Genomic DNA, 3,236 nt, shown 5'->3' on the forward strand with positions numbered 1-3,236 from the left:
GCCGCGCCGCTGGTGGTGGGCGTGTTGCCGTTCGCGTTGGCGGCGTGGGTGGCTGGGCCGGTCGGCTTGAGCAGCCAGTGGGCCAGCGCCGGCAGCAGCACCAGCGCGCCGACCATGTTCCAGACAAACATGAAGGCCAGCAGGAGGCCCATGTCGGCCTGGAACTTGATGGGGGACAGCGCCCAGGTGCCCACCGCCAGCGCGAGGGTCACGCCGGTGAGCATGACCACCCGTCCGGTGAACTGCAGCGCGTGCAGGTAGGCCGCCGAGAGGCTCTCGCCCGCGCGCAGCCGGGCCAGCATGACGCTGAGCACATACAGCGCGTAGTCCACGCCGATGCCCACGCCCAGCGCGATCACCGGCAGCGTGGCGACCTTGACCCCCATGCCCAGGCCCACCATCAGCGCCTCGCACAGGATGGAGGTCAGCACCAGCGGCAGCACCGCCACCACCACCGCCCGCCACGAGCGGAAGGTCACCCAGCACAGCACGACGACGGCGCCGTAGACCCACCACAGCATCTCGCGCATCGCCTGCTGGACGACGATGTTGGTGGCCGCGGCGATGCCGGCCGAGCCGGCGGCCAGCATGAAGCGCTCGGAGGGCCCGGCCGCTGTCCCGGACGGCCCGGCGCCACGACCCGGTGCCGTTGCGTTGGCGGCGTTGGCGGCGATGAAGGCCTCGACCGTGTCGACGACGCTGGTCAACGTCTCGGCCTTGTGGTCCTTCAGGTAGACGTACAGCGAGAGGAAGGAGCAGCCCTGGTTGAACAGCTCGCGCGGCGCGCGCGTCTGCACGCCGCCGAGCGCGCTGTCGTTGGGGATGAGCTCATACCACTTCAGCTGGCCCTCGTTGTAGCCCACCATCGCGAGCTTGGAGAGCGCCGCCATGGAGTTGGTGGACTCCACGCCGGGCAACTGCTCCAGCCGCCAGGCGAGCTGGTCGACCTTGGCCAGCGTGCCGTAGCGCGTGCACTGGTCCTCGGGCGTGGCGACCATCACGACCAGGATGTCGCTGGACGCGGCGTAGTGCCGGGTGACGTAGTCGTTGTCGCGGTTGTAGCGCGAGTCCGCTCGCAGCTCGGGCGCGCCGGGGTCGAGGTCACCGACGTGCAGCCGCGTGCTGACCGCATAACCCGCCACGGCCAGCACCGCCGAAACGCCAAGCGCCATCAGCGCCGGGCCGCGCTGGGTGAAGCGGTCGAGCAGGCGCCACAGGCCCGAGTTGCCCGCGGCGGGATTGAACGCGGGGTCGTCGCGCAGGCTGCGCCGGGCGGCGGCCGGGCTCACGCCGACGTAGGACAGCAGGATGGGCAGCAGCACGAGGTTGGTGAAGATCAGCACCGCCACGCCGATGCTGGCCACCAGCGCCAGGTCCTGGATGGCCTGGATCTTGATCAACGCCAGCACGGCGAAGCCGACGGCATCGCACAGCAGCGCGGTCAGGCCCGCGACGAAGAGGCGCCGGAAGGTGTAGCGCGCGGCGACCACGCGGTGCGTGCCGCGGCCCACGTCCTGCATGATCCCGTTCATCTTCTGCGCGCCATGGCTCATGCCGATGGCGAAGACCAGGAAGGGCACAAGCACCGAGTACGGATCCAGCGCGTAGCCCAGCAGCGCCAGCAGCCCGAACTGCCACACCACGGCGATGAGCGAGCAGGCCACGACCAGCACGGTGCTGCGCACGCAGCGCGTGTAGGCCCACAGCACGCCGGCGCAGATCACCAGCGCCACGCCGAAGAACACCAGCACCTGGCGCAGCCCCTCGATGAGATCGCCCATGACCTTGGCGAAGCCGGTCACGTGCAGCGTGACGGCGTCGCCGTCGTACTTCGCGCGCAGCGCCTCGATCTGCCGGCCCAGCGCGCCGTAGTCCAGCGCCTGGCCGGTCTTGGGATTCACGTCCAGCAGCGGCGCGAAGACGATGCTGGAGCGCGCGTCGCCGGCAACGATCTGGCCGATCTCGCCCGAGCGCTCGACATTGGCGCGGACCTCGGCCAGCGCTTCGGGCGAGCCGTCATAGCTGTCGCCCATGACGGTGTTGCCGTCCAGCCCCTCCTCCGTCACCGCGACCCAGCGCGTGTTGGCCGTCCACAGCGACTTCATGAAGGGCCGGTCCACGCCCGGCATCAGGTAGACCTCGTCGCTGATCTTCTGCAGCGTGTCGAGGTAGCGCTTGTCGTAGATCGTGCCCTGGCGCGCCTCGACGACGATGCGCAGCGCATTGCCCTGGCCGCCGAGGTCGCCCTTGTGCGTCAGGTAGTTGACGATGTAGGGATGCTGGGTCGGGATGGTCTTCTCGAAGCTGGCGTTGAGCGTCAGCCGCAAGGCCTGCTGGCCCAGCCACAGCGTGGCCAGCAGACACAGCAGCATGACCCAGGGCCGGTGGTTGAAGAGCAGCCGCTCGGCCCAGGAGCCGGAGCGGGTGTCGAAGTCGTCGAGCCGGGTCACCACGGGTGGGGTGCCGGCCGGGTCGGTGGCGGCGTGCATCGTTGGTGTCAGGGAGTGGATCAGGGTGCGGGTGAGGCGCGGCGGGTACCGCGCAGGCTGGCGATGACCCAGGCGCCGTCGGGAGCGGCGGCGAGGCCGGCCGCAGGTAGCGGCCCGGCGGGCGGGGGACGGCGCGTGAAGCGGTGGCCGTCGTCGGTGCTGACGAAGAGCTCGCCGTTCTGGGCCAGCAGCGTGAGCTCGGCGCGATCGGCGCGCTCGAGGCCGGCCTGCAGGCTGACCGGCGTGCCGAGCTCGACCTTGTCCCAGTTCGCCCCGGCATCACCCGAGCGGTAAACGCTGCCGCGCAGGCCGTAGGCCAGCAGTGCGCCGCTGCGCGAAGCCAGCAGGCCGAAGAAGCTGCCCTTGTAGGGCGAGGCCAGCGCGGTGAAGGAGATGCCATCGTCGCTGGAGCGCAGCAGCAGGCCCTGCTCGCCGGCGATGACCCACGCTCCGCCAGGCCCGCCGACGGCGCGCACGCCGTACAGGTGCAGGCCGCGCGGGTTGACCGCGCGCAGCGGCAGCGGGTCCCAGGTCCGGCCGCCGTCGCGCGTGGCCATGGCTAGGCCGTAGGCACCGACGGCGATGGCCCGCTGCCCGTCGAGGGCCTCCAGATCGAACCAGGGTTTGTCGGCGCCCTCCTCCACCAGGCGCTGCGCGGCGCGGCGGCTGGCGTCATCGGTCGCGGCGGCCAGCAGTGCCTGGGCCGCGCGCAGCCCGTCCAGCTGCAGCGTCCAGGTCTTGCCGCCG

General features: G+C 71.2%; 2 protein-coding genes. Both read right to left on the reverse strand.

The annotated features are described in order from the left end of the window. Positions 1-2,489: RND family transporter (locus FUT87_RS23930; RefSeq protein WP_147242609.1), on the reverse strand; the 2,489-nt coding region annotated here is incomplete at its 3' end. Between the two features lie 20 nt (positions 2,490-2,509). Further along, the coding region (locus FUT87_RS23935; protein WP_147242610.1) for a YCF48-related protein at positions 2,510-3,236 on the reverse strand (727 nt) is incomplete at its 5' end.

The sequence above is a fragment of the Mitsuaria sp. TWR114 genome (genome assembly GCF_007997345.1).